Source organism: Pseudomonas sp. efr-133-TYG-103a, assembly GCF_030209235.1.
Taxonomy (GTDB): domain Bacteria; phylum Pseudomonadota; class Gammaproteobacteria; order Pseudomonadales; family Pseudomonadaceae; genus Aquipseudomonas.
In genome coordinates this window covers 158,290-184,735 of sequence record NZ_JARVSK010000019.1, presented here as the reverse complement: position 1 = coordinate 184,735, position 26,446 = coordinate 158,290, and the positions used below count along the sequence as shown (strand labels likewise).

The following is a 26,446-nucleotide window of genomic DNA, read 5'->3' as shown; positions in this document are numbered from 1 at the left end:
TATCGAACGATGGCACGGGGCTTGCGTTAATGGGTGCAGAGGTCTGCCTGAGAGCAGCTCGACAACAACAAATCCCTCCGAGCAGGAGGGTTCGCACTTTAGGCGTCGCTGCATCTGGAATGCTGCAAACGATGCTCTTGAGGAAACTGCAATGACGACTCGTCAGCCAATCTACAAATCCCTGTATGCCCAGGTGATCGTTGCAATCATCATCGGTATCGCACTCGGTCACTGGTATCCCGACACTGCCGTTACGCTCAAACCCTTGGGTGACGGGTTCATCAAACTGATCAAAATGGTCATCGCCCCCATCATCTTCTGCACCGTGGTCAGCGGTATCGCTGGCATGCAGAGCATGAAATCCGTGGGCAAGACCGGCGGTTACGCGCTGCTCTACTTCGAAATCGTGTCGACCATCTCGCTGATCATCGGCCTGATCGTGGTCAACGTGGTTCAGCCGGGCGCCGGCATGAACATCGACGTTTCGACCCTCGATGCTTCCAAAGTTGCCGCCTACGTCACGGCCGGTAAAGACCAGAGCGTGATCGGTTTCATTCTGAACGTGATCCCGAACACCATCGTCGGTGCCTTCGCCAACGGTGACATCCTGCAAGTGCTGATGTTCTCGGTCATCTTCGGCTTCGCGCTGCATCGCTTGGGTTCGTACGGCAAGCCGATCCTGGACTTCATCGATCGCTTCGCTCACGTGATGTTTAACATCATCAACATGATCATGAAGCTGGCCCCACTGGGTGCGCTGGGCGCGATGGCCTTCACCATCGGCGCTTACGGCGTCAGCTCGCTGGTGCAGTTGGGTCAGCTGATGCTGTGCTTCTACATCACCTGCCTGCTGTTCGTCCTGCTGGTGCTGGGCAGCATCGCCCGTGCACACGGTTTCAGCATCCTCAAGCTGATCAAGTACATCCGTGAAGAACTGCTGATCGTGCTGGGGACCTCTTCGTCTGAATCGGCTCTGCCACGCATGCTGATCAAGATGGAGCGTCTGGGCGCGAAGAAATCCGTCGTGGGTCTGGTGATCCCGACCGGTTACTCGTTCAACCTGGACGGCACGTCGATCTACCTGACCATGGCGGCCGTGTTCATCGCGCAGGCGACCAACACCCACATGGACATCACCCATCAGATCACCTTGCTGCTGGTGCTGCTGCTGTCTTCCAAAGGCGCCGCGGGCGTGACCGGTTCGGGCTTCATCGTACTGGCGGCGACCCTGTCTGCCGTCGGTCACCTGCCGGTGGCGGGTCTGGCGCTGATCCTGGGTATCGACCGCTTCATGTCCGAAGCCCGTGCACTGACCAACCTGGTCGGTAACGCAGTCGCGACCCTGGTCGTGGCCAAGTGGGTGAAGGAACTGGACGTGCCGCAAATGCAGGCTGAACTGGCCAGCGGCGGTCGCGCCATCGAAGAAACCCGTCCAGAGGACGACCTGGGCGTGGCTGAAGGTTCTGCCACGGTAGGGCGCTCTTGATCGCTTAGCGTCTGGCTGATGTGAAAAACCCGCCCGAGGGAAACCCGGGCGGGTTTTTTATTGGCTGCAAGATCGGCAGACTAACCTCGTGTAAGTCTTGATGATGGATCGTGTCATTGCCCCGCCGAATGCCCCGACCTACGCTGTCCCTCATCATTGATGTCCAGGGAAGCGCCCGCATGCAAGGTCCGTTGTCTTCGCTCAAAGTCCTCGATTTTTCCACGCTGCTGCCCGGCCCCTTTGCTTCGTTGTTGCTGGCCGATATGGGCGCCGACGTGTTGCGCATCGAATCGCCGACCCGGCCAGACCTTCTGCGCACGCTGCCGCCCCATGACCAGGGCGTGTCCGCCAGCCACGCGTACCTCAACCGCAACAAGCGCAGCCTGGCGCTGGATCTCAAACAGCCGCAGGCGATCGAGGTCGTCAAACGACTGGTCGCGGATTACGACATCGTGCTGGAGCAGTTCCGGCCCGGCGTGATGGAGCGTCTGGGCATCGGTTATCAGGCGCTGCAGGCGATCAATCCGAAGCTGATCTACGTGGCAATCACCGGCTACGGACAGACCGGCCCTTATCGCGACCGTGCCGGGCATGACATCAACTACCTGGCGCTGTCGGGAATTGCCAGCCACACCGGTCGCAAGGACAGCGGCCCTTTGCCGCTGGGCGTGCAGATCGCCGATGTGGCGGGCGGTTCGCTGCACGGCGTGATCGGCTTGCTGGCAGCCGTGGTGGCGCGCAATGAGACCGGGAGAGGGCAGTACGTCGATGTCAGCATGACCGACTGCACTTTCAGCCTGAATGCCTTGGCTGGCGCCGGTGCCCTGGCGGCGGGCGTCGAGCCGCGCCGGGAAGACCAGATGCTCAATGGCGGCAGCTTCTATGACTACTACCGCAGCCGTGACGGACGCTGGTTCGCGGTCGGCAGTCTGGAGCCTGTGTTCATGGATGCGCTGTGCGAGGCTTTGGGGCGACCCGAATTGGCACAGTCGGGACTTTCATCGGACCATGCCCAGCAGATGGCGCTCAAACAAGCGCTGCAGATTGAGTTCGAACGGCGCAGTTTTGCCGAACTTACGACCTGTTTCGCAGCGGTTGATGCATGCGTCGAGCCGGTGCTGAGCTTCTCGGAGGCGGTGGACCATCCGCAGTTGCAAGCCCGGCAGGTGGTCACGCTGGTGCCGAGGAGCGATGGCAGCGCTCAGCCACAGATGGCGTGCCCGCTGAAGTTCTCCGAAGGCCTCGCACCGCCCCGGCATATCGGTGTGTCAGTGGGTGCGCACAGCGAACAGGTGCTGGCGGAGGCGGGGTTTGATCAGGAGCAAATCAGCGCCATGCGTGCGACCGGGGTCATTGGCTGACGGATGTGGCGCAGTCACCAGCCTCTTCGCGAGCAAGTTCAAGTATGCCTCGATCCCCCGTGGGAGTGAGCTTGCTCACGAAAGGGCCGGTGAGGACTGCCGAGAAGCGGGCGTTACTCCACCCGCGTCTCGCCGCTGAACACCAGGATTTCCCGACACCGGCGGCACAGATAACGCCGACCTTTGCGCACCAGCTTGTGCCGCTGCACGGAAAACGGGAAATCGCTTTCCGGGCACGGGCAGCGGTAGATGTAGCGGGTCACGCTGCGACGCTGGATTTCATAGGTGTGGCAGCGGTTGGGCGGCAGCTCATACACGCCACGCATGATCAGTTGCCACTCTTCGCCGTGAGGCGCGATGGTGTCGCCGAACAGTTGATGGGCGACCAGGTGCGCGACTTCATGGGCCACGGTCTGACGCAGGAAATCTTCACTGTTTTCGCGGTAAAGCTGCGGATTGAAGCGCAGCATGTTTTCGTGCAGATGCGCGACACCGGCCTTCTGGCCCCTTAATTTGAGGCTGACGACAGGGCGTTTGAAAGGGCGTTTGAAGAAGTCTTCGGCTTGTTGGTAACAGGATTCGACGCGGGTATTGAGTTGCTCGAGCATGCTTCATCGGTCTCCAGAGGAGGCGAGTATGCCGCAAAGCGCGTCCCTGCCGAAAACCTGAGCTGCCGAATGGTCATGAATTCACCCCCGAGCCGTGTAGGAGTGAGCGTGCTCGCGATTGCTATCTGTCAGAGAAATCCTTGTGTCTGGCAGACCGCAATCGCGAGCAAGCTCACTCCTGCAGGTTTTGCGTACGGTCGCTGGATCGATGACCGACAGGCCTCAATTCGTGTATTCAGGCCCGACCCCGATGCCCCACAGCACCACCGTGAATGCCATGATCGCTACCAGCACCACCAGCCCCACCGCCAGCACGGAGCTGGAAAACATGAAGCCTTCGTCCGGGTCGATGCCCATGAACACCGGCAGCCCGACGTACAGCAGATAAACCGTGTAACAGACCGCCGCCACCCCGACCATCATTCCCAGCCACATGTGCGGGTAGAGCGCCGCCAGTCCGCCGATGAAAAGCGGTGTGGCGGTGTAGGTCGCAAACGCCACGCAACGTGCGAGGCTAGGGCTGGCGTCGTAGGTTCTTGCCATCCAGTGAATGAACCCACCCATCACGGCGACGCCCGCCAGCATGGCGATGTACGACATGATCGTCATCCAGATCGCACTGTCGCTGGTGAGCATGACGGGTGTGCGTCCGCCGATGACCCAGCCGACCTGCGTGGTGCCGATGTACGCCGAAACGGCCGGGATCGCCGCGAGGATCAATGTATGCGTGAGGTACATGTGGCCGATGCTTTCTTCTTTTTCGCCACGTATTTGTTGCCATTCCTGATCGGGGTGCGTGAACAGCCCCAAAACGTGATGAATCATGCCCGCTACTCCTCATGAGGGAACCGTCGCACCTGACAACCTGATGCAGTCAGGGCAAGGTCACGCTCTGGCAAGGGAAACGGCGGCGACCTCACTGGCAGTATAGAAAGCCGCAGGCGATGAAAACCGCAGGCGTTAGAGTGTTTGGCGCATTCAAGAACGCTGTTAATAGCCGTTGGTGATTTGTACCCGGACGGCACCCACGTGAATACGCAGAACCCGGGCAGTGTTCAAGGGACCAACAGGCATTACCAGCCCCAGCGTTTATGCGTAAAATGCCGTCCTTTTCCAGAGTCACAGCGAGCGGATATCAGCGCCATGGGCACCCTTTCAGTCAATCAGAACAAACTGCAGAAGCGTCTGCGTCGGCTTGCAGGCGAGGCAGTTGCCGATTTCAACATGATTGAAGAGGGCGACAAGGTGATGGTCTGCCTGTCCGGCGGCAAGGACAGCTACACCATGCTCGACGTGCTGCTGCATTTGCAGAAGGTCGCGCCGATCAAGTTCGACATCGTTGCCGTGAACATGGACCAGAAACAGCCGGGCTTTCCGGAGCACGTGCTGCCGGCCTACCTGAAAGAGCTGGGCGTCGAATACCACATCGTCGAGAAAGACACGTACTCGGTGGTCAAGGAGCTGATTCCGGAAGGCAAGACCACTTGCTCGCTGTGCTCACGCCTGCGTCGCGGCACGCTGTACACCTTCGCCGACGAAATCGGTGCGACCAAGATGGCGCTCGGTCACCACCGTGACGACATCGTCGAAACGTTCTTCCTGAACATGTTTTTCAACGGCACCCTCAAGGCCATGCCGCCCAAGCTGCGCGCCGACGATGGCCGCAACGTGGTGATCCGGCCGCTGGCGTACTGCGCCGAGAAGGACATTCAGGCGTATTCGGACATGAAGCAATTCCCGATCATTCCTTGCAACCTGTGCGGCTCGCAGGAAAACCTGCAGCGTCAGGTGGTCAAGGACATGCTTCAGGAGTGGGACCGCAAGACGCCGGGCCGCTCCGAAATGATCTTCCGCAGCCTGCAGAACGTGGTGCCGTCGCAACTGGCCGACCGCAATCTGTTCGATTTCACCAGTCTGAAGATCGACGAAACTGCCGCGTCGCGGTTTGTGAATGTGGTGAATATTTAAAGCAACGCACGGAATCCTGTGGGAGTGAGCTTGCTCGCGATTGCGGTAGGTCAGAGATAAAACAGTGTCTGACGAATGGCAATCGCGAGCGAGCTCACGCCTACAATGGTCAAGCGTCGTTCAGCAGGTTCGTCAAAGCCCCACATCCGGCAACACCGGCTTGTTCGCCAGCGCGGTCTTCATCAGCCCTTCGACGTACGCCCGGTCGCTGTCCGGCAACGCCAGACGCGGAGGGCGGGTGAGGGCGCTGCCGCGTTCCATGATCGCTTCGCACAGCTTGATGCACTGCACCAGATCCGGACGCGCATCCAGGTGCAACAGCGGCATGAACCATTCATACAGGGCCATCGCTTCGGCGAAGCGTCCTGCCTTGGCCAGGCGGAACAGGGTTTCGCCTTCTTTCGGGAAGGCATTGGACATGCCCGACACCCAGCCCACCGCGCCCACCGCCACGCTTTCGACCAGTACGTCATCGAGCCCTGCAAACAGCACGAAGCGGTCGCCGACCTCGTTGCGCACGTCGATGAAGCGGTTGGTGTTACCCGACGAGTCCTTGAAGCAGACAATGTTGTCGCAGTCGGCCAGGGAAATCAGGATGTCCGGGGTGACGTCGTTTTTGTAGATGGGCGGGTTGTTGTACACCATCATCGGCAAATCGGTGGCGGCGGCCACGGTGCGGAAATGCGCAGCGGTTTCGAACGGTTTTGACGAATACACCAGCGCGGGCATCAGCATGATCCCGTCGGCACCGGCTTTCTGTACGTCTTTGGCGACAGCGCTGGCGTTGGCGCTGGTGAATTCGGCGATCCCGGAAATCACCGGCACTCGACCGGCCGAGGCGTCCTTGGCCGCCTCCACCAGACTGATTTTTTCGGACACGCTCAAAGAGGTGTTCTCGCCCACGGTCCCGCATATCACCAGACCTGACACGCCGTCGCGGACCAGATTGGAAATGACCTTGTGGGTGGCCTCCAGGTTGAGGGAAAAGTCTTCGTTGAATTGTGTGGTGACCGCGGGGAAAACACCGCTCCAGGATACGGACTGACTCATGAGTGACTCCTCTTGTGCATTAAGGTATTTCGTATACGTTTTGGTTTGGACGAATTTCGCCCTGGTTGATGTGCTTTGCGAATCGACTGTAGGAGCGCGCTTGCCCGCGATGCGGTGAATCATTCACCCTCAATGCGTCTGATCCGACGCATCGCGGGCAAGCGCGCTCCTACAGGTATTGCGTCTTGCTTCAAATCACAGCTTCAGGCCAACCGGCCAGGTATCGGTCAGCTTGTACCCCTCTGGCCACGGGTCGCTTGGGTCGAGCATGTGCTGGTGGGTCCCGGTGATCCAGGCGCGGCCCGAGAGGCTGGGCACAATGGCCTTGCGGCCGGCGATTTCGGTTTCGCTCTGGATCTTGCAATGAAACTCCGAGCCGATGATCGAGCGCCCGATGAACCGGTCACCGACCTTCAACTGTCCCTTGGCGTGCAACACCGCCAGACGTGCCGAACAGCCGGTGCCGCACGGTGAACGGTCGATCTTGCCGGGACGGATCACCACCGCGTTCGCGGCATTGGCCACGCCAGCGGCGTAATTCACCGGGGCCGCGATCTGACAGAACGAAATGTGGTTCCAGTCCTTGTTCAGCGGGTGGGTGAAGCCCAATTGCTCGTTGGCCGCCTGGGTGATCTTGAGCCCCGTTTCCACCAGGTCCTTCGCCTCGTCGGCCGTGAGCGAGAAACCCAGTTTCACTGAGTCGACGATGGCGAAACTGTCGCCGCCGTAAGCCGTGTCGACCTCTACCGAACCCAGGCCGGGCACCTCGATCCACACGTCCAGTTGATCGGCGAAGGACGGATGGTTGTGCACCTCGACGCTCTGCACCTTGCCGTCGCGGCATTGCGCGATGGCTTCGATCAGTCCGCCGGGCGCTTCAAGAATCAGGCGGGTTTGCGGCTCGGTCATGGGCAGAATGCCGCTGTCCAGCAGCACCGTTGCCACGCACAGCGAGTTGGAGCCGGACATCGGCGGCACGTCGGCAGGTTCCATGATGATCCAGCCCATCTGCGCCTTGGGGTTCTTAGGCGGCACCAACAGGTTGACGTGGCGGAACACGCCGCCGCGCGGCTCATTGAGCATGAAGTTGCGCAGCACGTTGTCCTGCTCGATCCAGCGCGACTGTTCCCAGATCGTGTCCCCGGGTGGCGGCGCGACCCCGCCGACGATCACATCACCGACCTCGCCCTCGGCGTGACAACTGACCACATGAATCACTTTCGATGAGCGCATTTCGCAAAACCCTCCTGTTGGACTCGTATTACCTGACGCCACTGCACAATCTGTGGGAGTAAGCCAGCTGTCTATGGCGCCCCGCTTCGATCAGCGGCGAAACACCCGACGCTTTCCCGGCTAAAGCCGGTCCTACGAAAAGCTTGCAGCGTCTGCAGGACCGGCTTCAGCCGGGAAGACGCCGGTCCTACGCAAAGCTTGCAGCGTCTGCAGGACCGGCTTCAGCCGGGAAGAGGCCAGTACATCCGGTGCAGATGAATGGACTGAAACTCCGTCTTCGCGAGCAGGCTCACGCCTGCAATTTTGATCTGCAAACGCCTTGCGCCTGACCCTCAGGCTTCAGATCCTTTAATTGATCGACCGCAGAAAGTCCGCCGTTTCCGGCCGCTGCGGGTTGCCAATGACCTGATCCGGCGTGCCGATTTCATGCACCAGGCCATTGCGGAAAAACGCCACGCGGTCGGACACGTCCCGCGCGAAGCGGATTTCGTGGGTCACCAGAATCATCGTCATGCCGTCCTCGGCAAGCATGCGCATGGTGTCCAGGACCTCACCCACCAACTGCGGGTCAAGCGCCGAAGTCGCCTCGTCAAACAGCATGTAGTCCGGCGACATCGCCAGCGCGCGGGCAATCGCCATGCGCTGTTGCTGCCCGCCCGAGAGTTTGCCGGGGAATACCTTGAGCTTGTCGCCCAGCCCCACATGGGTCAGTTGCCGGACCGCCAGCGCTTCGGCCTCGGCTTTGCTTTTACCCAGCACCGTGCGTGGCGCCAGCATGACGTTCTCGAGCACCGTCAGGTGCGGGAACGCGTTCCACTGCTGGAAGACGATGCCGATCTTCTGCCGCAGCTTGTTGATGTCGGTGCCCTTGGCATGCACTTCCGTGCCGTCCACGCGAATGCTGCCGCTCTTGATCGATTCCAGGCCATTGATGCACATCAGCAGCGTCGACTTGCCCGAGCCCGACCCGCCGATGATCGACACCACTTCGCCCTTGTTCACCTGCAGGCTCACGCCCTTGATGACTTCAAGCTCGCCGAATGATTTGTGTACGTTGTCGATCTCAATCATTTTCCTGCCACCTTGTTTCCAGCCGGGCACCCAGACGGGCGATCACCAGACTCATGACGTAGTAAATGAGGCCTGCGATGCACAGCACCAGCAGCGGTTCCTGAATGCGCGTGACGATGGTCTGCGAGGCGCGGAGCAGTTCGACGATGCCGATCCACATCACCAGCGCGGTGTCTTTCATGACTGAGAGCAGCAGATTCACCCAGCCGGGGAAGGCGACGCGGGTCGCCATTGGCATGACGATCCGGCGCAGGTCCTGCCAGTACGTGAGACCCAGCGAGCGGCTGGCGCGGCGCAGGCTGAGCGGAACCGACAGCACGCCGCTGCGCACGATCTCCGTGCAATACGCAGTGACATACAGCCCCAGCACGACGCAGGCCACGGCGAACGCGCTCCAGTTCAGGCCCGCGATGCTTTTCAGCGCATTGAACAGGACGAACTGAATCAGCAGCGGCACGCTGCGAAACACATCCAGCAACCAGGCCAGCGGGATGGTGCTGCGTGGCAGCAGCGCGCGGGCCATGCCGCAGACCACGCCCGCCAGGGTGCCGATGATCATCGAGACGACCGTCAGCAGAATCGTCACCCAGGCGCCTTGAAGCATGAATTGCAGGTCGTTCCAGCTGAACGTGCTATTGAACATGCTCGACTCCTCAGTACCGGAACAGGCGCCAGGACAGCAGCCGCGCCACGGCCACGATCAACTTGGCGATCAGGTAATAGAGCACCGCCGCGATGGCGAAGAATTCGAAGGTGCGGAAGGTCTTGACGTTGTAATCCTGCGTCACGCCGGTGAGGTCGTTGTTCAGGCCCACGATCACGCCCATCGAGGTCATCAGCACCGCCCAGACCATCTGGTTGGTCAGGGGATAGAAGACAATGCGCAGCAACTGCGGAATGACGATCAGCCGATAGGCCTGCGGCGCGCTCATGCCCAGCGAGCGCGCGGCGCGCAGTTGAGTGTCAGGCACCGCCTTGAGGCCGCCGCGAAAATTCTCCGCGAGATAGCCGGCGTTATTCAGGGTGATGCCGGCCAGCAGGGCGACCCATGAGCTCACATGCAGACCGAACGAGCCAAGGCCGAAATACAGGATGTACACCTGAAACAGCGAGGGCGTGTTGCGCGCGATGGAGATCCAGGTGGCTGCGAAGCCGCGGAACACAGGGTTCTTGCCCTGACGCATGAACACCAGAAACAACGCGATGATGACCCCGAGGATCATCGACAGGGCGGCGGTCTGGAACGTCACCCAGGCGCCATCGAGCATGTCCGGCAGGGCCTTGAAAGCCGCTCGCCAATGGAAGTTGTAGTCAAACATTCGCGGCAGCCTCCGCGCGGGCCGCCGCGTGCAGCCAGGCTGGCAGACGGCCGCTGGCGACGCCGGTGCAGGCGCTTTCGACGCACTCGGCAAGGCTGGCGAAATGCACGCGGCGGCCCACCAGACCGGGTGCGTAGTGGGCGTACTTGCCCGAATTGGTCATCAGCGTGCGGGCGGTCGGCGGGATGACCGGTTCGGCGAGCATGCACCAGCAGGTGTCGGTGACGAATTGCACGCCGAAGTCTTCCAGCGTGGCGACGTACCCGGCCTGTTGCGCGCGCTCCAGTGTGGCGCGACCGCAGGTGATGACGATGGCGACGCGCTCGTGCTTGCGTTTGCCTTGGCACAGTGCTGCCAGGCTTGCGCATTCGCTCAGGGAAAAGTGCGGATTACCCAGCGTCACTGCGTCGACCTCCGGGCTCTGCGCGCTGTTCAGTTCGCGCCAGCTGTGCAGTAAATCGGTTTCGCTGACGCTCAGCGTCCGGGCGGGAGGGTGTCCGCCCAGGGCGAGTTCGACGGTGGTGGCTTCAGGCGTGATGCCGGCGATGTGAAACATGGGCGCAGCCGACGTGGTGGCGAACGCGGCACCGAAGGCTTTGAGGTCATCCAGGGTCGGGCCTTCGTGCTCCAGGCCGCAGACCACTGGGATCTCGGCACCGCAGAGCAGGCCGATGTGATAGCCCAGCAGTGGGTAGAAACTGTCGTCCAGCCGGTCGAGCGCAGGAATGTCGATGCGCAGGGCGGCGAGGCGTTGCTGCGTCAGGTGGCAGCCGATGTTCGGCGCGCGGCCGGTCAGGGCGATGCAGATGTCGAGGTAGTCCGGGTACTTGAGGGTGCGCGCGCCGATCACGCTGTTGGCGTAGACCACCGCATTGGATTCGGCCCAGACGATCTGGTCGCCCAGCTCTGGCGCGCTGTCCAGCAGATAAGGCGCGCAGGTAAAACTGACGCGGGCGCCCATGTCCAGGTACGCGTCACCCAGTTGACTGGCGGGTTCGCCGAGCGCCGGATCGACCCCCAGCTCGCGCCAGCGACGCTTGTCCACCGAGATCGAATTCAAGGTGGTCGGCACGCGCACTTTGGCGCCCCATTCGACCAGTTGCCGTGCGAAACGCAGACTCGCCGGGCCTGTGTAGATGCAGCCGTCGATGTGCGCCTGGGTGATGTCCAGCAGTTCTGTCGCCCCTTGCAGCTCGGCCATGCGCAGGATGATGCCCATTGCCACTTGTGCGGCTTTGCCATAGGTGCCGTCGAGAAAACTCTGATCCATCTCGCTCAGATTGATGGTCTGGCTGACGCGACTCGCCTGGCGTGGCGACTGAGCGGGCAGTGCAGGCGGGGCGCTGTCGAATGCCGTGACTCGGGCGCCGTCGACGCGCAGGAATTTCACTGGGCGTAATGCGGCGAACCCTGCCTCGCCCAGGCTGATGACCGGAATCGAGTGGCCGAACATTTGCTCAGCGACGAGCACGCCGAGGGTCAGAATGTCTTCGACCCGCTCGAAGACCAGTGCCGCAGGCGCGTGACCGTTGAGGATCAGCTCCAGCAACACGCTGCTGCCGGTGCACGAACCGCGTCCACTGGGAATCGCCAGCACCCGTCCGGTGATGATCTGGCCGCTCAACGGGTGATGGCGATCAATCACTTCGCCGGTGAACGGCTCGACCCCGCCCCAGAAGCTCAGGCCGACATCGGCGTACAACAGCTCGCCCTGGGCAGCGCCTGCGACCAGACAACGGCCGTTTAACGAAACTTCAGACATCGTGGGCTCCTGAATGAGGTAGTCAAACCAGATGCGATCCCTTGTAGGAGCGTGGCTTGTCCCGCGAGCGGCGACGTAGTCGTCGTAACCCTGCGCATGCGGTGTATCAGGCCCCACGCATGCGCTGAATTTGCTGCCGGTTTCCGGCAGGTCGCGGGACAAGCCACGCTCCTACAGGGGGATGTCAACTCCACGCTCAGTAATAAACCCCCGGCACGGTCAGGTTGGCCGGCTTGATTTCGTCACCGACCCACTTCTTCCACAGCTCGTCATAACGGCCGGTGCGCACCTGTTGGTTGACGAACAAATTGAGGTAATGGATCAGCCCGTATTCGTTGCGCTTGGCTGCCAGAGACACGTAATCGATGACGTACGGCGCGTTGCCCGCGACTTTCAGGCCTTTGTATTTCCCGGATTTGAGCGTGGCGGCGGCGACAGTGTTGGTGACCACGGTCGCGTCGATGTGGCCTTGAGCGACGGCCAGGATCGTGTCGTTCTGCGTCTGGTAGGCGCGGAAACTGCCGCTGCCCCAGGCCTTCTGATCTTTTTCCAGCGCGATGGCTTCATAGGTGCCGCTGGTATTGCCGACGTTCTTGCCCTTGAGGTCGTCGTATTTGCCGATGCCGGTGTTGTCGCGGGTCAGGACGACCATCTGAAAGGCGAAATAGGGAATGGTCATCGCCACGGTTTTTGCCCGCTCCAGCGTGTCGGACGTCGAAGCGACGATGACGTCGGCGCGTCCCGAGACCAAGGCCGGAATCCGGTCCGAAAACGGCGTTTCCACCACTTCGGCGGTGACCCCGAGCACCTTCGCCAGATCGTTGCAGTAATCGACGTCAAATCCGACCGGGTTGTTCTTGTCATCGCGCGAACCCATGGGCGGGAAGTCCAGGGTCACGGCGCAGCGCAGTTTGCCGGAGTCGATGATGTCATCGAGCTTGTCGGCAAAGGCAGTATTGATGAAAGAGGAACTCATTACAGCGAGGAGGGCTACGGCAACAGCATGCTTTTTCATAGAAGCCTCGGTGGATGCAAGTAATGGAACGGCCGGATAAGTAATTTCGTATACGATATTTCATATGCACGGTGCGTGCCCGATTTGCCATCACGCGCTGCAGGGCTTTGGTGGGCGGCCTGCCGACAGGGCAGGGACCTGCCGGGGCACCAGAGGTGTTACATAAAGGAGCAAAAAACCACGCAGTGCTTCATAGATGCACGTTGGTGAGCGCGGTATCAGTTCTGCTGCTGCGCATCCCGATACTGACTGGGCGACACGCCCGTCAACGCCTTGAATTGCCGGCTGAACGCGCTGTGATCGGTGTACCCGCAACGCAAGGCGACCTCGGTGATCGACAGGTCCTCGCGCAACAACCGCGACGCTTCGCCCAGTCGCGCTTTGTGAATCATCTGGCGCGGCGTGAGTTGGAAAATGCGCTTGCAGTGGCGCTCCAGCTGGGCAATCGACAGCCCGGCGATGGCGGTCAGTTCCTCAAGGGTGATGGAGCGCGCGAAATGCTGGCGAATATAAGCATCGACTTCGACCAGCTTCTGGTACGCCGGGTGTGTGGTTTGCAGGGTCTGTAAATCCCGGGATATCCCGGCCAGACCAATGATCGCCCCTTGATGGTCGCGCAAGGCAATCTTGTGGGTCAGGCACCAGATCGGCTGATTGCCGTAATAGAGGTGCAGCTCGAGCTGATCACTCAGCTGTCTGCCATCGGCCAGAACCCGCCGATCCTGCGCGGTGTACAGCGGGCCGAACCGCGCCGGGAAAACCTGCTCGGCGGTCAGCCCGACGATCTGCTGCTTCTCCTTGCAACCGCACCGCTGCACCAGCGTCTGGTTGACCAGCGCATAACGCGCTTTGGCGTCCTTGATGAAAAACACCACGCCGGGAATTGCATCGAACAACGGCGCAACCAGTTCCAGACTGGTCAGCAATTGATCGAGGTCGCGCAGGGGCGAGGCGGGCAGCAGGTCAATCATGTTCATCATCAGGGCGGCCGGACGGATGGGCAGGGTCGATCATGCGGCAATGTGGCGCTGCTTAGAAAGCGGCAATAAGCAGGACGGACCTCACCGGCATCAAGCCGCGGGTTCCGCTTCGTCCAGACACGCCAGCGTCGCGATGCGAGCCGGGCTGAACGGTGGGCGCAACACCGGTGGCTCCCAGCCAAACAGGGTTTGCGCGGCGGTCGAGCAGATGCGGCCCTGACAGGCGCCCATGCCGCAGCGGGTGTTGAGTTTCGCAGCGCTCCAGGTGCCATGCTCGACGAGGCTCGCGTAGGCCACATCCTCACAGCGGCACACCAGGGTGTCCGGCGCGGCCAGTCGCTTCAAGGCCGGATCGAGGGCAAACGCACGGTTCAACCGGTCGGCAAACCGCTGCCAGCGTTCACGCTGGGGCCACAGCGCACGCGCCTGGTCCTGACGGTCGATCGCCACGAGCCCGGCAATCCGGCCCTCGACCAGCGCCAGTTCGCTGCCGCCGAAACCGGTGCATTCCCCGGCCGCGTAATGATCGGTCAGCGTGCTCGCCTGCCAGTTGTCCACCACGATCGCCTGATCCCGCACCTCACAGCCCAGGGCCTTGGCGACCTCGACGTTCGGCACCAGGCTGAACCCGCAGGCCAGCCGTTCGCAAGCGACTTCCTCGACGCGCTCACCCATCTGGATTCGCACCGCTTCAAGGCGGTCCGAGCCCATCGCCTCGACGACATGGGCCGCTGTCCGGTAAGCGCCGCTGAACAACGTCAGCGCCTGAATCGCTTTGTTCGGCCATTGCCAAAGCCCCATTGCAAACCGGCCGACCGCACCTGGCCCGGCTTGCTCGGCGACGCGCACGATCCTTGCGCCGTTCTTTCTGGCGGTTGCGGCCGACGCGAGCAGCAGCGACCCGGTGCCTGCGACCACCACGCGCTCACCTTCTACCGACAGGCCGCCTTTAATCAGAGCTTGCAGGCCGCCGGCGCCGGTCACACCGGGCAGCGTCCAACCGGGAAACGGCAGCAGCCGCTCACGCGCGCCGGTGCACAGAATCAGCTTGTGGTAACTCAGCAGCCAGCCCCGTTCAGGGTCTTCGAGCAGCAGCCGTTTGTGGCCGGCGAGGGCGACGACCTTGCAGGCGCTGTGCAGATGAATGTTGGGATGACGGGCCAGTTGCGCGCGCATGTCACTGGCCAGCCCGGGCAGTTGCGCCTGCGGGCCGTCACGCCAGATCTGTCCGCCTGGCACGGGGTTGTCGTCCAGCAACGCAATGTTGATGCCGCTGGGCGCCGCGGCCAGGGCTGCGGCCATGCCAGCTGGGCCCGCGCCGATGATCAGCAGATCGACAGGCCGGCTCACGGTCGCGTCTCCACGTGCATCCCGTCGCGGCACAGCGTCTGGCAGGCCAGTCGGCGCAGACCGTCGACGTTCACCCGGCATTCCTGGCAGATGCCCATGCCGCACAGCGGCGCCCGACGCTGGCCGCTGACCGACGTGCGACTGCAGCGGTCACCCGCGGACATCAGCGCTGCGGCAACGGTGGTGCCTTGGGCGACGCGCAGGGGCTGGCCGTCGATGATCAATTCAGGCATGGGCGTGGGCTCCGATAAAACGTTGCGGCAGGTACGCGTCCAGGTGCGCCTGCAGCGAGGGGGGAGGCGGCAGACCCAGCAGTTGCGCGGCGAGCAGTCTCGCGGTGCCTGGAGCGGTGGTCACGCCAAGCCCCTCGTGTCCCACCGCCAGCCACAAGCCAGGCTGCAAAGGGTGCTCGCCCACCAGCGGCTGGCCGTCGGGGCTGGCCGAACGAAAACCGGTCCAACTGCGAATGCCGTTCATCTGGCCAAGGTCAGGCAGAAACTCTATCGCCCGGCGCAGCATCCGTCCCAGCATCGCGGCGTCGACCTCGGGATCGTGATTGTCGAACTGACGCGAGGAGCCCACGAACAGTTGCCCTGTCGGCCGCTGCTGCACGTTGAACGCCACGGAAGGCCCGTTGCCCTTGTGCGCACTCGTGACATAACCCAGCTCGACCAGCGTGTGCGTGATCTGCGCCGGGTAACGATCGGTGATCAGCAAATGGCCTTTCTTGGCCTGAAGCGGCAGGTCGGCGCACAGGTCGCGGGCATAGATACCGTTGGCGAGCACGACCGCCGTGGCGTGCAACCACTCGCCGGTTTTCAGACGGACGCGATGGCCCTGCACTTCGACGACTTCAGCGCGCTGCTGGCGCACCTGTTCAGGTCGACGCTGCAACAGCCAGCGCGCCGCATTGGGGGCGTACAGAATGCCGTCGCCCTTGACCCGCAGAGCGCCAGACAGCCCGGACCGCAGAGACGGCTCAACCGTCGCCAGTTCTGCCCCGGACATCAGCTCACACGTCAGCCCATACGCGTTGAGCGCCAGGTGCTTGCGTTCGGCCTCGGCCATTTCTTCTTCATTGCACGCCAGCCACAGGGTGCCGTTGTTGCGCATGGCGCAGTCGTCGGGAAGCTGCGGCGCCAGCTCGCGCCACGCCCGCACCGAATATTCACCCAGCGCCAGCTCAGCCGGGCTGTGATCCAGCACCACAAGGTGGCCCATGCCCGCAGCGGTCGCGGCCGGGCGCTGGCAGTCCAGCACCAGCACCCGCAGGCCATGGCTGGCCAGTTCGTCGGCGCACGCAGCCCCGATGATGCCGCCGCCGACGATGATCACGTCGGCCACGTTGCCCTGCATCGCCTGACGGTCGATCAAGCGCGGATACCCCAGGCGAACGGGTCTTCGTCGTCCAGCAACAAGGTGGCTTCGGCACTGATGTAGGCGCGGCCACGAATGGTCGGCACGATGCGGTCGCCCAGTTGCCGCTCCCCGTGCTGCCACGCGAAACTGCCCTCGAACTGGCTGCCGATGACGCTGGCCTGCTGCCAGATCGCGCCGGGTTGCAGCTTGCCGTCGGCCGCCAGACACGCCAGTTTGGCGCTGGTGCCGGTGCCACACGGCGAGCGATCGTAGGCTTTGCCGGGGCAGAGAACGAAATTGCGGCTGTCGGCGTGATCGTCGTCGGCAAACAGCTCGATGTGGTCGATGACGCCGCCGTCTTCGCCGCGAATGCCCTGGCTCTCCAGCGCCTGACGGACTTTCCAGGTGTAATCGGTGAGGGCGTCGAGGTTGTCGCCCGTCACGCTCAGGCCGTGATCGGCGATCAGGAAGAACCAGTTGCCGCCCCAGGCGATGTCGCCGGTGACGTTGCCCAGCCCCGGCACATCGACGATGAAGTTTTTCCGGTAGCGATAGGACGGCACGTTGTCGACGCTTACCGAACGGTCTTCGTGCAGCGTCGCCTGAACCGTCCCGACCGGTGTTTCGATGCGGTGGACGCCGGGACCGATTTTGCCCAGATGCGCCAGCGACACCACCAGGCCAATGGTGCCGTGACCACACATGCCCAGATAGCCGGTGTTGTTGAAGAAAATCACCCCAGCGCAGGCTTGCGGGTCCACCGGTTTGCACAGCAGCGCACCCACCAGCACATCGCTGCCGCGCGGTTCCAGCACGGTCGCGGCGCGCCAGTCATCGAATTCATCCGCCAGCAACTGCCGCCGCTGCGCCATGCTGCCGACACCCAGGTCGGGAAAACCGTCCAGCACCAGCCGTGTCGGCTCGCCGCCGGTGTGGGAATCAAGGATCTGGATGCGCTTCATGAATTCACCCCAAGGTGGAGAAGATTGGCGGTAGCGGTGGACAGACGCGCACTCCTGCGGGAGTGAGCTTGCTCGCGATTGCGGTATGTCAGACGCACGACTCTGCACGCACTGCAATCGCGCGCACGATCGGTCTTCAGATTGGCGTCAAAGCGCCTCGGGGTCTTGACCGATTTCGTCCTTGTGAATGACGAAATCGGCACAGTCGGCATGCCGTCAGATTTCGGAAATCGCGGCGTTGGGCAGGTGGGCGTAAAGCGCTCGGCAGACGCCGATGATGTGGTGTTCGATCAATTCGGCAGCTTTGTCGACATTACGATCGGCACAGGCCTTGAGGATGTCGCGGTGCTCGCGATCGGCGCGCTCCTTGCCCTCTTCAAAGCTCATCTGCACGCGCAGGTAGCGTTCGACCTTGTCGTGAATCGAGCGAATCATGTTCAGCAGAAACGGCCGCTGCGCCGCTTCATACAGACACGTGTGAAAAGCCCAGTTGAGCTCGGCCCAGCGACCGATATCGTCATCGCCGACGAACTCGTCGCAGATTGCCGTCGCCCGTTCGATCTGCGCCTGAGTCAACCTTGGCACAGCCAGTCGAATGGCCTGAACCTCGAGCAGCACGCGCACCTCGAAAATCTGCGCCAGCTCGGGCTCGGAAATCCGCGTGACCACCGCGCCCTTGTTCCGCTGAAACTGCACCAGGCCTTCCGCCTCGAGCCGTTTGAGCGCTTCACGCACCGGGATCTTGCTGACGTTGAACACGCGGGCGATGTCATCCTGGCGAATGGGCTCATCTTCGGCGAACTGGCCAGAAATGATCGATTCGCGCAGGAATCGGGAGATGACCTCGGACGCCGAGGGGGCGACGCCTAAATTAGGCGCGTCTGGGAGAATGAAGGGCACGCGGATGGCTCGGCAGTGACGGAGTTGCGGATATTGTATACGACCTCCGATTCCTTACAGCCACTGCCCGGCAGGTCGACGCGAAAAAAGATCAGTGGTTGACCGTGTACGCCAGCATCATCGACAGCTGGCACATGGGACGGCCGCTCTGCTCATGCCATTCGTTGAACGCCGCTTGCACTGCCGCCTGATCGCGCTGACTGCTCGGCACTTTGTCGACGATATTCTGCGCGTTGAGCGCGGCGACGACGTCGTAGGTCGGGATGAACGTGTCCTTGCCGACCATGCGCAGAAAGCGCGGTGCGGACAGCCCGCCCAGCTGGTTGCCGTGTTTGGCCAGGTAGCGCCACAGGCCGACGATGTCAGTCACAGGCCACTGCGCGACGAAGTGACCGAAGCTGCCGTATTCGTGGGCGATATCGAGGATCAGCTGCGCATTGCGCGGCACGCTCTTGAGCTTGCCCAGATGACGAATGATCCGCGCATCCTGCATCAGCCGCTCAAGATGGTCAGCGCCCATCAACACCACTTTTTCCGGATCGAAGCCGAAAAATACCTGCTCGAAGGCCGGCCATTTGGCGTCCACCAGACTGTGCTTCAGACCGGCACGAAACACGCGCAGGGCCAGCGTCGAGAGGTAGCGATCGTTGCTGATCGACTCGAGGCGTCTGGGGGTGGCGGGACTGGGAAGATGCGCCTCAAGGGCGGCGGCGGATCCAAAGCGATTCAAGCAGTATTCATTGAGCCATTTGTAGTCTTGCATGCCCTCTCCAAAACGAAATTTGAGCCATACCCCTATAGCGGCGCGCTTGCCCGCGACGCCGGTGCGCCTGAAACCGTTGATGGCTCCGACACACCGCAGTCGCGGGCAAGCGCGCTTCTACAAGGCGGCGAGCTTGCGGTTGAGCTGATACCGCCACCGCACATACAGCAGGGCGCTGGTGAACACCGCGAGACTGGCCAGCATTTCCAGCACGCCGAACACCATGCGGCTCGGATCGTAGGCCGCCAGCGCGCCCTTGATGAAATACAGGTTCACCCCGAAACACGTCCAGGAATGTCCGCGCGCGCTGCCGCTGATCATTCCCGGTGTGAGCACCAGCAGCGGCACCAGTTCAATCGAAAGAATCACCCAGGGCCGCGCGCCATGCAGGTCGGCGACGATCAGGTAGTACGCCGTCAGCAACGCGATCAGCCCGAAAAAGCACGACAAGGCCGCCACCCGGCTCCAGCGAACCCGAGGTTCGAGCCATTCCAGAGAGGGCAGGGCCTTGAGCGCTTTAGCCACGCGACGGATCCAGCAGCAGCGCGGTTTTCGCCAGGCGCTGACCGAGCACGCGGCACAGGGTAGTTTCGTGTTGATCCAGTGGACGTTTGCCGTCCGCCCCGGCGTGATGGCTGGCGCCGTAAGGCGTGCCGCCACCCTGGGTATCGATCAGGGCAGCTTCGCTGTACGGCAGGCCGGTGATGAGCATGCCGTGATGCAGCAACGGCAGCAGCATCGACATCAGCGTGGTTTCCTGGCCGCCGTGCAGGCTGGCGGTCGAGGTGAACACGCTGGCCGGTTTGCCCACCAGTGCCCCGGTCAGCCACAGGTTGCTGGTGCCGTCGAGGAAGTATTTGAGCGGCGCGGCCATGTTGCCGAAACGAGTTGGGCTGCCCAGCGCCAGGCCCGAGCAGTTCTTCAGGTCGTCGAGGGTGGCGTACAGTGCGCCGGTGTCCGGAATGCTCGGCGCCACGGCCTCGCATTCGGTGGAAACCGCTGGCACGGTGCGCAGCCTGGCTTCCATCCCGCCCATCTCGATGCCCCGGGCGATCTGCCGGGCCATTTCGCTGGTCGAGCCGTTACGGCTGTAAAACAGCACCAGAATGTAGGGCGCGCTCACGGCAGGATCTCCAGGATTTTTTCCGGTGGGCGGCCGATCACGGCCTTGTCGCCAGCGACCAGAACAGGGCGTTCGATCAGCTTGGGGTGAGCCGCCATCGCCGCGATCAGTTGCTCGTCGCTCAGGCTGGCGTCGGCCAGGTTCAGGGCCTTGTATTCGTCCTCGCCGGTGCGCAGCAGGGCGCGGGCGCCAATGCCCAGCTTGCCCAGCAGTTCGCGCAGCTGCGCGGCGTCCGGCGGGGTCTCCAGGTAACGGATGATGGTCGGCGCAAGGCCTCGGGCTTCGAGCAATTCCAGCGCGCCACGTGACTTGGAGCAGCGTGGGTTGTGATAAAGCGTCAGATAGGTCATTTGCAGGTCGCATCTAGCGTGAGGTGGCGGCTATTCTACAGGCGTGACGACAAAGACCAATATCGCGCGCCAGCGGGGCGCAGTCCGAGTCGGTTTTCCATACAGGAACAAGCATCATGGCAAGGCGGTTGGCGGCGACAATAGCGCTTTTGGGAAGTGTGTTGCTCAGCGGTTGCGGGGTCGATCTGGGCACCGATCAGAACGGGCAGAAGGTGGCCAGCGAGCGGGTCGACAAACATTGGCTGGTGGTCAATTACTGGGCCGAATGGTGTGGCCCGTGCCGGACCGAAATCCCCGAGCTGAACAAGCTGTCCGATCAGATGAACGGGCAGAAGGTCAGCGTGTTCGGCGTGAATTTCGACAACCTTCAGGGCGACGACCTGAAAAGCGCCAGTAACGCGCTGGGCATCAGGTTCACCGTACTGGCGCAGGATCCTGCCGACCAGTATGACCTGCCCAAAAGCGAAGCGCTGCCGGTCACCTATATCATCGACGACAAGGGCAAAGTGCGTGAGCAGTTGATGGGTGAGCAGACCGCCGCGGGCGTGGCGCAGAAACTGGCGGAGTTGAAAGGCAAGGGTTGATTCAGGAAGGTCTGATCACACCTTTGTAGGCGCGCACTGCCCGCGATAGCGATTTGCTTGAGACCTGTTCGGCGGCCATCACCAGCCCATCGCGGGCGAGCGCTGCTGCGCTCGGGCGTTCAACCCTCTTCGGGCCAGAACCTCAGGGGCAAACCCTGCGCAGGCCACAGCTGCAGCTGTTCGACCTCGGATACATCCCAGTGCTCGACCTTGCCGATGGCTTCGAGGAACCGGTGTTCCTGTTCCATCAGCGCGGGCGCGCACAGCTTGCGCGTGCTGCCGACCGGGCCGAAGTGGATGGCATCGCCGTCCAGCTGATAGGACGCGAACCAGTGATTGCAACCGGCATTGCCATACGCCCGGCCGTCTTTGCCCAGGGTCATGGTCAGGTGGCTGTTATCGATCAGCGGACGCTCGCCGATCCACTCCAGCACGTAACCATGATCGCGCTTGAGCGCATCGGTGTCCGTCGCGCAGCCTGTCAACAAGGTGGTGGCGAGCAACGTCAGCAGAAGGCCTTTCATGCGGCGGCTTTCGCGCAGGCCGGGCAGAGATGGTTCTCACCGACGGTTTTCCAGCCCAGTTCCGCGATGCGCGCGGTGGCGGCGGGCTTCAGGGCTTTCTTGCCGTCCTTGCCGTCGACCATGAACTCGATGTCCTGCTCTTTGCCACAGCCGTTGCAGTTGACCTTCCACTGATGAATCGCAAGCTCGGTGAACGCCGGACCGTTGGCCACGGCCACCCATTGGCCGGGCGGGTTGATCAGGTGGCGGACTTTTTCCACGTTCAGGCGCATGTACAGGTCTTTGCTGCCCTTGACGGTGACCAGCAACACGTCGTCGTGTTTGATCGAACCACCGTTGCCGGTCACTTGATAACGCCCGACCGCCAGACTGCGGCATTCGATCAGGGTGTGGTGCGGGGTGAGCATGCTGTAGCGAAAATCGTGTTCGGCCATGAGGGTCTCCAGATAGGCGGCGCATCCTAACACTTTAGATCGCCGATGCCCGCTGCCGGTAGGCGGACGGACGAACCGGCGCCACGCGCAGGATGGGCGTCGATCGAGGGGCGACGTCATGGCAGGGAGCTCACTGACCGAGGCGCCAGCGCAGCCTTTGAACATCGGTTATCCGGAGGTCCCGCGCGTAAACACTCACGCCACAGGCGGCGTGATTACACCTGATTCTGCGGCGTACCGGCCGACCAGCAGCGGATGTTATCCAGCGTGGTCTGCGCGATCGCGCCCAGCGCCTCTCGGGTCAGGAAAGCCTGGTGGGCGGTCACGACCACATTGGGGAAGGTCAGCAATCGCGCGAGGACGTCGTCCTGCAGCGGAAGGTCGGAGCGGTCCTCGAAGAACAGCTGCGCTTCCTCTTCATACACATCCAGCCCCAGATAGCCCAGTTGCCCGCTTTTCAGCGCCTCGATCAGCGCCGGCGTGTCCACCAGCGCGCCGCGACCGGTGTTGATCAGCATTGCCCCGCGTTGCATGCCGCTCAACGATTGCCGGTTGATGAGGTGGCGAGTGTGTTCGTTGAGCGGGCAATGCAGGCTGATGATCTGCGACTCGGCCAGCACCTGTTCCAGCGGCAGATAACGCGCGCCGAGCGCTTCAACCTGCTCGGCAGGGCAGGGATCGTACGCCAGCAATCGGCAGCCGAAACCCGCCATGATGCGGGCGAAGGTCGCGCCGATCTGGCCGGTGCCCACCACGCCGACGGTCTTGCCCACCAGGTCGAATCCGGTCAGACCGTGCAGGGTAAAATCGCCGTCACGGGTGCGGTTGTAAGCCCGGTGCAGATGCCGGTTCAGGGACATGATCAGCGCGACCGCATGTTCGGCCACGGCGTGAGGCGAGTAGGCCGGAACGCGCACGACCTCCAGACCCAGACGCTTCGCTGCGGGCAGGTCGACATGATTGAAGCCTGCCGAACGCAAGGCGATCAGCCGGGTTCCGCCGGCAGCCAGGCGCTCGAGAACCGGCGCGCCGAGGTCGTCATTAATGAAGGCGCACACGACCTCGTATTGATCGGCCAGCGCTACCGTGTCGAGCGTCAGCCGCGCAGGCTGGAAATGCAGCTCGATATCAGAAGGCACGTCGGCGGCGAGGAAACTTTCGCGGTCGTAGGTCTGGCTGCTGTAGAGGAGGGTACGCATGGTTGCTCCTTGGTTTTTAAGAAACGCCGCAGCTACAGGTTTTGTGCCGCACCCGAAGGGCAGCAGCAACGCCAAACCCTTGTGGGAGCAAGCTGCTCGCGAAGACTGGTGTTCTACCGAAGCAAGCTCATGCCTACAGAATACCCATCACCCTCAAACGGATATTGACTCGTATCAAGCGCTCACCCGGGCTTCGATCTCCAGTCGCGTGATGGCTTTTTCCAGGTCGTCCAGGGCCTTGTCGCTGTCCGGCGAGTCCTGCTTGAGCAGCGTTTCGGTGCGCTGACACGCAGCCCGCAGTTGCGGCACGCCGCAGTAGCGCGTTGCGCCGTGCAGACGATGCACGCGTTCGATCAGCGCCACGTGATCGTCGGCCTCGCGCGCGCTGCGAATCGCCTCGCGGTCAGTGTCCAGCGAAGCCAGCAGCATCGCCAGCATGTCGGCCGCGAGGTCGGCTTTACCGGCGGCCAGACGCAAACCCTCTTCGTGATCGAGCACCTGCAGGTTGACGCCGCCCTGAGCCACCTCATGGTGCCGCTCCGGCGCCTGATTGCGCAGCGCCAGCCCGGTCCACTTGAGCACCACCTGCGCCAGTTGCCGTTCACTGATCGGCTTGGTCAGGTAGTCATCCATGCCGCTTTGCAGCAGCGCGCGCTTTTCGTTGGCCATGGCGTGGGCCGTCAGCGCGACGATCGGCAGCGACGTGACGTGGCGCTCAGTCTCCCAGCTGCGAATCGCTTCGGTGGCCTGGCGCCCGTCCATGCCGGGCATTTGCACGTCCATCAGCACCAGATCGAAGGGTTCGTCCTGCACCGCCTGGATCGCTGCGTAGCCGCTGTCCACGGCCAGCACCTTGGCGCCCATGTCTTCGAGCAGCGTCTGCACCAGTAACAGGTTCGCCGGGTTATCGTCGACGCAGAGGATTCGCGGCGGCCGGCTGGACATCGGCTCCGGCACCTCGTTGCGCAGCTGTTTGGGGTTGATCAGCTCCGACAGCGCGCGGCGCAATTTGCGCGTACACGCCGGTTTAGCCTGCAGTTGAGTGTAGGCGTCGGGCACTGACAACTGATACAGCGCCTGCTCGGTGGTCGGACACAGCACCAACACCTTGCAGTCCAGGTTCTCGAGATCCCAGATCTGCTGACGCAGCCGTTCGGGCGGCAGTTCGTGAGCGGTCACGCCCAGTACCGCCATCTCGATGGCATGGGGCGTCTGATGCACCACCGTCACGCCATTGATCAGGTTCTCCAGATTGTTGAACACCATCGGCTGCAGGCCGCAATCCTCCAACTGATGTTCCAGCGCCTGGCGGGCCAGATCGTGATGCTCCAGCACGGCGGCACGGCGCCCCATCAGCGGCGGTGCGGGCAAGTCATCCAGGTCGTCGCGGGTTTTTGGCAGCGTCAGGCTGATCCAGAATTCCGACCCTTCGCCGGGCGTGCTTTCCACGCCGATTTCCCCGCCCATCTGCTCGATCAGGCGCTTGGAAATCACCAGCCCCAGCCCGGTGCCGCCGGAGTGACGGGACAGCGAGTTGTCGGCCTGACTGAATGCCTGGAACAGCGCGCGCACGTCCTGGCTCGACAGGCCGATGCCGGTGTCCTGCACGCTGATGCGCAGCTGAACGCTGTCGTCCTGTTCATCCTCCAGCATCGCGCGGGCGACGATGGTGCCTTCGCGGGTGAACTTGATGGCGTTACTGACCAGGTTGGTAAGGATCTGCTTGAGTCGCAGCGGGTCGCCGACCAGCGACAGCGGCGTGTCGCGGTACACCAGGCTCACCAGCTCCAGCTGTTTGGCGTGAGCGGCAGGAGCGAGGATGGTCAGGGTGTCTTGCAGCAAGTCGCGCAGATTGAATGGAATGGCATCGAGCACCAGCTTGCCGGCCTCGATCTTCGAGAAGTCGAGAATCTCGTTGATGATGCTCAGCAGGCTGTCGGCGGACTTTTCGATGGTGCTCAGGTAATCGTGCTGACGCGGCGTCAGCTCGCTTTTCTGCAACAGGTGAGTGAAGCCGAGAATGCCGTTGAGCGGCGTGCGGATTTCATGGCTCATGTTGGCCAGAAACTCGGATTTGATCCGGCTGGCTTCCAGTGCTTCCTTGCGCGCCAGGTCCAGCTCGATGTTCTGGATTTCGATGGTTTCCAGATTCTGGCGGACGTCTTCGGTGGCCTGCTCGATGCTGTGCTGCAACTCTTCCTGAGCATTCTGCAGTGTCGCGGCCATGCGGTTGATGCCTGAACCGAGCTCGTCCAGTTCATGGCTGCCCATCGGCGGCAACCGCGCCTCCAGATTGCCGTCTTTGAGCTGGGCGACGACGTGTTTGATCTGCGCGATGGGCGCGTTGATCGTGCGACTCATGCGCAACGCCAGCACGGCGGTCATGCCCAGTCCGACGGCGATCAATAACAGGCTGGCAAACAGGCTGCGGTAGCCGCGCAGCAAGGTGCCGCTGTGGGACAGTTCCAGTTCGACCCAGCCCAGCAGGCGGTCGTCTTCACCAGGCACGACATTGCCGGTCAGATGACGATTGCGCCCGAACACCGGCATCAGATAACGCGTGGCGTCGTTTTCCGAGCGCTGCAGCATGTGCGAACTGTTACCCACCGGCGCCTGATTGATCATCGTCGGCCCGGCGTGGGCCAGCAGATTGTGATCGGCATCCAGAAACGACACCGCCCGCACATCGGCTTGTTCAAGGACCTGCCCGGCGATGCGCTCCAGCAACGGCTTGTCACCGTTGCCCAGCGCGGACGCCGAGAGCGGTGCGAGCTCGTTGGCGATCATTTCGCCGCGCTTGAACAGCTGCGTCTGCAATTCCGACAGCTGCATCCAGGTGAAATAACCGCCCAGCAGCGCTGCCATCAGGCAGGTCGGCAAGAGGGTCAGCAGCAACACGCGGCCTTTGATGCCCAGTTTGTTCAGCACACTTTCTCTCCAGCAATCCTGGCACGGATTCAGGCAACCGCTGTGCCATGTCAGCCCAAACGGCTCGATAACTGCGCAGTGTAGTCACTTGTGCATGAGGAATCCCGGCTAAAAAAC

Annotated in this window: 27 protein-coding genes; 4 read left to right on the top strand and 23 right to left on the bottom strand. The window is 62.3% G+C overall.

The genetic code is table 11. From position 1 onward, the window contains the following. Positions 1 to 151 precede the first annotated feature (151 nt). A complete protein-coding gene (locus QRN36_RS17225) occupies positions 152 to 1,486 on the top strand; it encodes a dicarboxylate/amino acid:cation symporter (RefSeq protein ID WP_093460893.1) in 1,335 nt (444 codons plus the stop codon). A gap of 179 nt (positions 1,487 to 1,665) precedes the next feature. Next, positions 1,666 to 2,847, top strand: a complete 1,182-nt coding sequence (locus QRN36_RS17220; protein WP_285425150.1) for a CaiB/BaiF CoA-transferase family protein — start codon at positions 1,666 to 1,668, stop codon at positions 2,845 to 2,847. A gap of 113 nt (positions 2,848 to 2,960) precedes the next feature. Here QRN36_RS17220 and QRN36_RS17215 read toward each other — a convergent pair whose 3' ends face one another. Continuing rightward, a complete protein-coding gene (locus tag QRN36_RS17215) occupies positions 2,961 to 3,455 on the bottom strand; it encodes a SprT family zinc-dependent metalloprotease (protein ID WP_285425149.1) in 495 nt (164 codons plus the stop codon). 222 nt (positions 3,456 to 3,677) lie between these two features. Further along, on the bottom strand, positions 3,678 to 4,280 hold the full coding sequence (locus tag QRN36_RS17210) for a Yip1 family protein (protein WP_093460885.1): 603 nt from the start codon (positions 4,278 to 4,280) through the stop codon (positions 3,678 to 3,680). A gap of 318 nt (positions 4,281 to 4,598) precedes the next feature. Between QRN36_RS17210 and ttcA the strand changes: the two genes are divergently transcribed. Next, positions 4,599 to 5,423 (top strand): tRNA 2-thiocytidine(32) synthetase TtcA, encoded by an 825-nt coding sequence (ttcA, locus tag QRN36_RS17205; protein ID WP_093460881.1) that lies wholly within the window; start codon positions 4,599 to 4,601, stop codon positions 5,421 to 5,423. A gap of 132 nt (positions 5,424 to 5,555) precedes the next feature. Here ttcA and QRN36_RS17200 read toward each other — a convergent pair whose 3' ends face one another. The 17 genes from QRN36_RS17200 to arsC all read right to left on the bottom strand — a co-directional run bounded on the left by QRN36_RS17200 (position 5,556) and on the right by arsC (position 20,660). After that, positions 5,556 to 6,473, bottom strand: a complete 918-nt coding sequence (locus QRN36_RS17200) for a dihydrodipicolinate synthase family protein (protein ID WP_093460878.1) — start codon at positions 6,471 to 6,473, stop codon at positions 5,556 to 5,558. A gap of 195 nt (positions 6,474 to 6,668) precedes the next feature. Continuing rightward, positions 6,669 to 7,706, bottom strand: a complete 1,038-nt coding sequence (locus tag QRN36_RS17195) for a proline racemase family protein (protein ID WP_285425148.1) — start codon at positions 7,704 to 7,706, stop codon at positions 6,669 to 6,671. Between the two features lie 348 nt (positions 7,707 to 8,054). Further along, positions 8,055 to 8,777, bottom strand: coding sequence for an amino acid ABC transporter ATP-binding protein (locus tag QRN36_RS17190; RefSeq protein WP_093460872.1), 723 nt, complete (start codon positions 8,775 to 8,777; stop codon positions 8,055 to 8,057). Continuing rightward, positions 8,770 to 9,420 carry an amino acid ABC transporter permease gene (locus QRN36_RS17185; protein WP_093460869.1) on the bottom strand — a complete coding sequence of 217 codons (651 nt, stop codon included), beginning with the start codon at positions 9,418 to 9,420 and terminating at the stop codon, positions 8,770 to 8,772. Before QRN36_RS17185 ends, QRN36_RS17190 begins: the two co-directional genes overlap by 8 nt. A 10-nt stretch (positions 9,421 to 9,430) precedes the next feature. Continuing rightward, positions 9,431 to 10,096: an amino acid ABC transporter permease gene (locus tag QRN36_RS17180; RefSeq protein WP_285425147.1), complete on the bottom strand. Its 666-nt coding sequence runs from the start codon at positions 10,094 to 10,096 to the stop codon at positions 9,431 to 9,433. Further along, positions 10,089 to 11,858, bottom strand: a complete 1,770-nt coding sequence (locus QRN36_RS17175) for an aconitase X (protein ID WP_285425146.1) — start codon at positions 11,856 to 11,858, stop codon at positions 10,089 to 10,091. Before QRN36_RS17175 ends, QRN36_RS17180 begins: the two co-directional genes overlap by 8 nt. A 196-nt stretch (positions 11,859 to 12,054) precedes the next feature. Continuing rightward, positions 12,055 to 12,873 carry a transporter substrate-binding domain-containing protein gene (locus QRN36_RS17170; RefSeq protein ID WP_373568764.1) on the bottom strand — a complete coding sequence of 273 codons (819 nt, stop codon included), beginning with the start codon at positions 12,871 to 12,873 and terminating at the stop codon, positions 12,055 to 12,057. 218 nt (positions 12,874 to 13,091) lie between these two features. Further along, entirely contained in the window at positions 13,092 to 13,844 is a 753-nt protein-coding gene (locus QRN36_RS17165) for an AraC family transcriptional regulator (protein WP_285425145.1), read from the bottom strand. Between the two features lie 99 nt (positions 13,845 to 13,943). Further along, positions 13,944 to 15,203: an FAD/NAD(P)-binding oxidoreductase gene (locus QRN36_RS17160; protein WP_285425144.1), complete on the bottom strand. Its 1,260-nt coding sequence runs from the start codon at positions 15,201 to 15,203 to the stop codon at positions 13,944 to 13,946. Continuing rightward, positions 15,200 to 15,436 (bottom strand): (2Fe-2S)-binding protein, encoded by a 237-nt coding sequence (locus QRN36_RS17155; RefSeq protein ID WP_093460854.1) that lies wholly within the window; start codon positions 15,434 to 15,436, stop codon positions 15,200 to 15,202. The genes QRN36_RS17160 and QRN36_RS17155 overlap by 4 nt, the downstream gene beginning before the upstream one ends. After that, on the bottom strand, positions 15,429 to 16,559 hold the full coding sequence (locus QRN36_RS17150; RefSeq protein ID WP_285425222.1) for an FAD-binding oxidoreductase: 1,131 nt from the start codon (positions 16,557 to 16,559) through the stop codon (positions 15,429 to 15,431). The genes QRN36_RS17155 and QRN36_RS17150 overlap by 8 nt, the downstream gene beginning before the upstream one ends. Before the next feature lie 14 nt (positions 16,560 to 16,573). Further along, a complete protein-coding gene (locus QRN36_RS17145; protein ID WP_285425142.1) occupies positions 16,574 to 17,524 on the bottom strand; it encodes a 4-hydroxyproline epimerase in 951 nt (316 codons plus the stop codon). Between the two features lie 216 nt (positions 17,525 to 17,740). Continuing rightward, the gene (locus tag QRN36_RS17140; protein ID WP_285425141.1) at positions 17,741 to 18,424 is read right to left on the bottom strand and encodes a GntR family transcriptional regulator; all 684 of its coding nucleotides are present in this window, start codon (positions 18,422 to 18,424) and stop codon (positions 17,741 to 17,743) included. Positions 18,425 to 18,515: 91 nt separating this feature from the next. Further along, positions 18,516 to 19,187 carry a DNA-3-methyladenine glycosylase I gene (locus QRN36_RS17135; RefSeq protein ID WP_285425140.1) on the bottom strand — a complete coding sequence of 224 codons (672 nt, stop codon included), beginning with the start codon at positions 19,185 to 19,187 and terminating at the stop codon, positions 18,516 to 18,518. Positions 19,188 to 19,304: 117 nt separating this feature from the next. Then, a complete protein-coding gene (locus tag QRN36_RS17130) occupies positions 19,305 to 19,712 on the bottom strand; it encodes a DUF2069 domain-containing protein (protein ID WP_285425139.1) in 408 nt (135 codons plus the stop codon). After that, positions 19,705 to 20,310 (bottom strand): NAD(P)H:quinone oxidoreductase, encoded by a 606-nt coding sequence (gene wrbA / locus QRN36_RS17125; protein WP_093460835.1) that lies wholly within the window; start codon positions 20,308 to 20,310, stop codon positions 19,705 to 19,707. The genes QRN36_RS17130 and wrbA overlap by 8 nt, the downstream gene beginning before the upstream one ends. Further along, the gene (arsC, locus tag QRN36_RS17120) at positions 20,307 to 20,660 is read right to left on the bottom strand and encodes an arsenate reductase (glutaredoxin) (protein WP_285425138.1); all 354 of its coding nucleotides are present in this window, start codon (positions 20,658 to 20,660) and stop codon (positions 20,307 to 20,309) included. The genes wrbA and arsC overlap by 4 nt, the downstream gene beginning before the upstream one ends. A gap of 116 nt (positions 20,661 to 20,776) precedes the next feature. Between arsC and QRN36_RS17115 the strand changes: the two genes are divergently transcribed. Then, positions 20,777 to 21,244, top strand: coding sequence for a TlpA disulfide reductase family protein (locus QRN36_RS17115; protein WP_285425137.1), 468 nt, complete (start codon positions 20,777 to 20,779; stop codon positions 21,242 to 21,244). A 119-nt stretch (positions 21,245 to 21,363) separates the two neighbouring features. Here QRN36_RS17115 and QRN36_RS17110 read toward each other — a convergent pair whose 3' ends face one another. The 4 genes from QRN36_RS17110 to QRN36_RS17095 form a co-directional block, all read right to left on the bottom strand. Continuing rightward, on the bottom strand, positions 21,364 to 21,768 hold the full coding sequence (locus QRN36_RS17110) for an META domain-containing protein (RefSeq protein WP_285425136.1): 405 nt from the start codon (positions 21,766 to 21,768) through the stop codon (positions 21,364 to 21,366). After that, entirely contained in the window at positions 21,765 to 22,202 is a 438-nt protein-coding gene (locus QRN36_RS17105) for a hypothetical protein (protein WP_285425135.1), read from the bottom strand. Before QRN36_RS17105 ends, QRN36_RS17110 begins: the two co-directional genes overlap by 4 nt. A 215-nt stretch (positions 22,203 to 22,417) precedes the next feature. Further along, positions 22,418 to 23,401 (bottom strand): 2-hydroxyacid dehydrogenase, encoded by a 984-nt coding sequence (locus tag QRN36_RS17100; protein ID WP_285425134.1) that lies wholly within the window; start codon positions 23,399 to 23,401, stop codon positions 22,418 to 22,420. A gap of 174 nt (positions 23,402 to 23,575) precedes the next feature. Continuing rightward, positions 23,576 to 26,329, bottom strand: coding sequence for a response regulator (locus tag QRN36_RS17095; protein WP_285425133.1), 2,754 nt, complete (start codon positions 26,327 to 26,329; stop codon positions 23,576 to 23,578). Between the last annotated feature and the right edge of the window lie 117 nt (positions 26,330 to 26,446).